Origin of the sequence: Endozoicomonas sp. ALC013 (assembly GCF_049310205.1) — a bacterium.
Taxonomy (GTDB): Bacteria; Pseudomonadota; Gammaproteobacteria; order Pseudomonadales; family Endozoicomonadaceae; genus Endozoicomonas.
This window is the reverse complement of record NZ_JBLYNS010000226.1, coordinates 1-5,120: the sequence shown is the minus strand read 5'-3', so window position 1 is coordinate 5,120 and position 5,120 is coordinate 1. Positions and strand designations below refer to the sequence as shown.

Genomic DNA, 5,120 nt, shown 5'->3' with positions numbered 1-5,120 from the left:
AGCCTCCTGGAGTATTCGGCTTCCCGATGGAAGCCGAACGTTTTTCAGAAGAGTTTCATAGCCATCAACAGAGCACCGTGCATGGCATCACCCTGTGGCAAGGTGGCAATGGCAGCGACATCTTCTGGCAGCCAGGGCATAACGAACTCACTCAGCCCTCCAACCAATGCGCACTGGTTAGCGCCACGCTGATAAAGTACCCGGATCATCATGGCGGCATCTTCAGCGCTTTCCCGAATTAACTGTTCCGCCAGTTGATCGCCCTTGCTTAAATGTTCAATCACCAGCGGTCCGTAAGATCCGTAGTCTCTGGGGAGTGCGCTGTCCTGCCAGGCAACGGCCTGTTCAGGACTGTGGTCAAACGTTGCCATGATGGCCAGGCTTAACGGTGTCTGTTCTTTCATGCCTTCGTGGGCCAGCAGGGAGTAACGAATCGCCGCAAGGCCCAGGCTGGCACCACTGCCATGATCCGAGATTGGAAAGCCCCAGCCGCCAAGGGTTTTCACTTCACCATCAATCAGGCTGGCACCACAGGAGCCCGTGCCCAGGATCAGGATCGCGCCATCCCTGCCATTAAAGGCACCCATGCAAGCGGCGAATGCGTCGGTTTCCAGGAAAATACCGGCAAACGGAAAGCCCCAACCCAGAACCAGATCACGTTCTTTCTGCTGATTGACACCGGCCAGGCCAAGACCGGCATACATACGTCCGAAGTCGTTCTCTTCCAGGCCCGCTTGAGCCATCGCTGCACGGGTGGCCTGCATGATGGTATTGCAGGCTGAATCAAGCCCGGTCCGGGGGTTTGCGCTGCCTGAGAATCCTTCCCCCAGGATATTGCCGTCAAGATCGGCGATACGTGCCCGGCATGAAGTGCCACCGCCGTCTACACCGAGAAGGAGTGGCAGTTTGTGGTCAGTCGTGTTTACAGCACTGTTGGTTAAGAGTGCGGATGCCATATTTGCTCCTGCGGGCAACGGTGATCGAATAGGGTAACACCCATACTGCCCGGGCGTGCTAAGTAGTTGGCCAAATGGAATCGTATATTTCTGGCTAAGTGGGCAGTTGCTATGCAAGGCGCAACGTAGGGAGCATAGCCGTAGCTATGTAACCGGAGTTGCAACGCCGCAGAGTGACTGACAACTTAGTCAGAAATATATGATTTCATTTGGTTAACTACTTATCTATTACTTCATTGTTGGCATCGAGAATTGAGCACCTTCGCGGATACCGGCAGAAGGCCAGCGTTGAGTAATGGTCTTGCGCCTGGTGTAAAAACGCACGGAGTCAGGGCCGTAGGCGTGCAAGTCACCAAACAGCGAGCGCTTCCAGCCACCAAAGCTGTGGTAAGCAACAGGTACTGGTAGCGGTATGTTAATGCCGACCATGCCCACCTGGATGTGATCAGAAAAGTAACGGGCTGCTTCGCCGTCGCGGGTAAAAATACAGGTACCGTTGCCGTATTCGTGGGCATCGATCAAGTCCATCGCTTCTTGCATGGTGTTAACGCGGACAACTTGCAGTACCGGACCAAAGATTTCTTCCTGGTAGCTGGTCATTTCCGGTGTTACCCGGTCAATCAGGGTGCCGCCAACAAAGAAGCCATCGGGGTAGCCATCGACGTTCGGGGTGCGGCCATCAACGACGATGCTTGCCCCCTGGCTTTCGGCATGACTGATGTAGCTGACCACCTTGTCGCGATGAGCACCGGTAATAACCGGGCCAAAGTCGTTGCTGCTATCGGTGCAGGCACCAACTTTCAGGCTTTTCATGGCCTCAGCCATTTTTGCCACTAATGCATCGGCGGTCTGATCGCCAACCGCTACTGCCACGGATAGCGCCATACAGCGCTGACCAGAGGAGCCAAAGGCGGCACCGAGTAACTGGTTTACGGCGTTATCCATATCGGCATCTGGCATCACAATGGCGTGGTTTTTGGCAGCGCCAAGCGCCTGGCATCGCTTGCCATTGTTATTGGCGGTTTGGTAGATGTATTCGGCAATGGGGGTTGAGCCAACAAAACTGACCGCTTTAATACGCGCGTCGTTTAGTAAAGTGTCCACCGCAACTTTATCACCGTTCACCACATTCAGAACGCCGTCAGGTAATCCCGCCTGCTGTAATAGTTCAGCGATCAGCATGGTGGCACCGGGATCGCGCTCAGACGGTTTTAGAACAAAGCAGTTGCCACAGGCAATGGCCATTGGGAACATCCACAGTGGCACCATAACCGGGAAGTTAAACGGGGTGATACCCGCGACCACGCCCAGTGGCTGGAATTCACTCCAGGCGTCGATATTCGGGCCAACGTTTTTGCTGTGTTCACCTTTTAACAATTCAGGGATACCACAGGCGTATTCGACATTTTCAATACCGCGTTGTAATTCACCCGCAGCGTCGTGTGAAATTTTGCCGTGCTCCTGACCAATAAGCTGGCAAATTTTTTCAGCGTTTTGTTCCAGTAATTCTTTAAACTTGAACATGACACGGGCGCGCTTTATTGCCGGGGTATTGCGCCATGCTGGATAAGCGGCTTCAGCCCTGGTGATCGCTTCTTCAACGGTAGCGACGGAAGCCAGCGCGACTTGTTTTTCTGCCTGGCCTGTTGCGGGGTTATACACTGCCTGGGTGCGTTCATTATCGTAGACCATTTCACCGTTGATAAAATGACCAATGGTATTCATTGATGTCCTCCCGGGGCTGATATTTTTAGCACTCAGGCACAGTTGATTTATGAGTGCTTGAGCATTGTGCTAATCCCATAGTGCCTGGTACATGCTCACGAGTTCTTCTGCGCTTGGTACTCTTGGGTTATTGCCCGGTGAGCCTGAGGCCAGGGCTTGTTCTGCCATTGTCGGGCAAACGGAGATTGTACACATCAAACTCATCGAAATGATGCACTAAACATTTTGATTAGTCGCCAGACACTCCGCTGTTTCCTGCTTACTGCGCTTGAGCGCATAGCTTTGACCGTATTCCGGTGGCAGTGGAGTATCGCCAGGGGTGACTGAGTATGGCATGTCAATATTGGGTTCCTCGCGAAAAGCCTTATACAAGCCCCAGGTAGTAAGCGCCAGCACAATTGAATAGGGCAGTGCCGCAACAATAGAGGCAGTTTGTAACGCTTTTAAGCCTCCGGCAATTAATAATACACCGGCAACCGCACCAATGAGTAAGCCCCAGAACATCCGCAACTTGGGTGGAGGTTTTTGTTCTCCCATAGATACTAACGTACAAATAACCAGGGTTGCCGAGTCAGCAGAAGTGATAAAGTAAGTCACCAGCATGACTATGCAGATAATGGCACCGATTCCCACAACAACCGTACCAAGGTCCATTAACTCCATGGTGACAAACAAAGCCGTAGTAATGTCTTTATTTATGGCCTCTGTGACCCCGCCTGAACCAAAGAGTTCAATAAAAATAGCCGTATTACCAAACGCAGTGATCCAAAAGGTTGCCAGTAACGTTGGGGCGATCAAGACTCCCAGAATAAACTCTTTGACGGTACGGCCTTTAGAGATACGGGCAATAAAAATGCCGACAAAGGGTGCCCAGGCGATCCACCAGCCCCAATAAAACAGGGTCCAACAACTCTGCCATTGGCTTTTGGGATCCGGGTCAACCCAAAAACCGAGCCCGACGGCATGTGTCATGTAATCACCCAGGTTAGTGACAAAGGCTCCCAGTAAATAAGCAGTTGGCCCCAGAACAATAAAGAAGGTGAGCATTAATGCGGTAAGGCGCATGTTTAATTCGCTGACTTTTTTCAGGCCTTTGTCCAGGCCTCTTAACGTTGAGAGCGTTGCCAATCCGGTAATGAGCGTAATAATGATCACCTGGTTGGCCGGGCTGATATTGATACCAGACAGATAGCTAATACCTGCGTTCATCTGCTGTGCGCCAAGTCCTAACGAGGTGGCGATACCAAATACAGTACCGAAAACCGCCAGCAAGTCCGCCATGTGGCCAATCGGGCCGTATATTTTGTTGCCAAAGGTCGGGTACAAGCCAGAGCGGATCGATAATGGCAGGCCTTTGCGGTAGGTGAAATAAGCTAATGCCATACCCGTAATCGCAAATAGTGCCCAACCGTGTAAGCCCCAGTGAAAGATACTGAAGCGCATCGCTACCTGTGCGGCTGCCACGGTTTTTGTCTGCCCTTCGGCAATAAAAGGATTGCTTTGCAAGTGGTAAATTGGCTCGGCAATACTCCAGAACAGGATGCCGATACCAATACCTGCACTGAACAGCATCGAGAACCAGGAAAAGAAGCCGTATTCGGGTTTGTCGTGGTCATGGCCTAACTTAATGCGGCCAAAGCGACTGAACGCTGTGTATATGGCCAGGAGTAAAAAGAAGCTCATCAGGAGAGTGTAATACCAGGCCAGACTTGTGGCGATAAAGCGCTTGGCGGCTTCATAGAGGCTATTAGCATATGCCGGGGCAATGATCGTAAAAAGGACAAAGGCGGCAATGACGATCGCCGAGCCTCTGCTCATCACGGGATGGGTATTGGCGAAAATACCGGTTCCTGATTTCGGGCTGTTCATAGTATCGCTCCGCTCGGTAAACCTGGACGCACGGGTAAGTACTCAAAAACGCCTGCACTGACTGGCGCAAGGGTTATTGTGCAGGGGTAAGGTCGGGTCATCCGGAACACTGAACCGTTCTTTCCTGACTGCTTTTGAATGGTCTTAACCTTAATTTCCATCGCCTGATCGGAGCTGGGCTCCCGACCGTAACGGGTGGATCCCTCGGGAATGTCTTCATGCGCAATCACCTCTTCTGCACAAACAGGAGGGCATGGTGGTTGGGAGCGTTATCGAGTTGTTCAATCCGGGCCTGTTGCCGGGCAACCGCTCATGCAGCTGAACATTCTGGTCCTGCCGTTGAGCAATATACTCAGGCAGGCTGGATGGTAAGTCTTCGGGAAGTGATATAAACATAGAGATCAGGTTAGACGACAGGAAGTAATATTTCCTCATGTACCTGTTTTTGCGTACTAGCGACTTTTACGACATGGCATGATTTTGAGCAGCTTTCGGTTTGAAGACAATCAATAAAACTTATGGCAAAGGTATAAAATAATTTGTAAGTGCTGTTTATTAAGTTATGTAATA

General features: G+C 51.4%; 3 protein-coding genes. All 3 read right to left on the bottom strand.

The window, feature by feature from the left end:
- Window positions 1–44 precede the first annotated feature (44 nt).
- The 3 genes from ACO6V1_RS22270 to ACO6V1_RS22260 all read right to left on the bottom strand — a co-directional run bounded on the left by ACO6V1_RS22270 (window position 45) and on the right by ACO6V1_RS22260 (window position 4,550).
- Window positions 45–956: a BadF/BadG/BcrA/BcrD ATPase family protein gene (locus tag ACO6V1_RS22270; protein WP_422468646.1), complete on the bottom strand. Its 912-nt coding sequence runs from the start codon at window positions 954–956 to the stop codon at window positions 45–47.
- Between the two features lie 228 nt (window positions 957–1,184).
- Window positions 1,185–2,681, bottom strand: coding sequence for a CoA-acylating methylmalonate-semialdehyde dehydrogenase (locus tag ACO6V1_RS22265; RefSeq protein ID WP_422449996.1), 1,497 nt, complete (start codon window positions 2,679–2,681; stop codon window positions 1,185–1,187).
- 216 nt (window positions 2,682–2,897) lie between these two features.
- On the bottom strand, window positions 2,898–4,550 hold the full coding sequence (locus tag ACO6V1_RS22260) for a BCCT family transporter (RefSeq protein ID WP_422468644.1): 1,653 nt from the start codon (window positions 4,548–4,550) through the stop codon (window positions 2,898–2,900).
- Window positions 4,551–5,120 lie beyond the last annotated feature (570 nt).

Excerpts from the sequence above, each read along its gene's own strand:
- ACO6V1_RS22265 (WP_422449996.1), bottom strand. The coding sequence starts at position 2,681 with ATGAATACCATTGGTCATTTTATCAACGGTGAAATGGTCTACGATAAT.
- ACO6V1_RS22270 (WP_422468646.1), bottom strand. The coding sequence starts at position 956 with ATGGCATCCGCACTCTTAACCAACAGTGCTGTAAACACGACTGACCAC.
- ACO6V1_RS22260 (WP_422468644.1), bottom strand. The coding sequence starts at position 4,550 with ATGAACAGCCCGAAATCAGGAACCGGTATTTTCGCCAATACCCATCCC.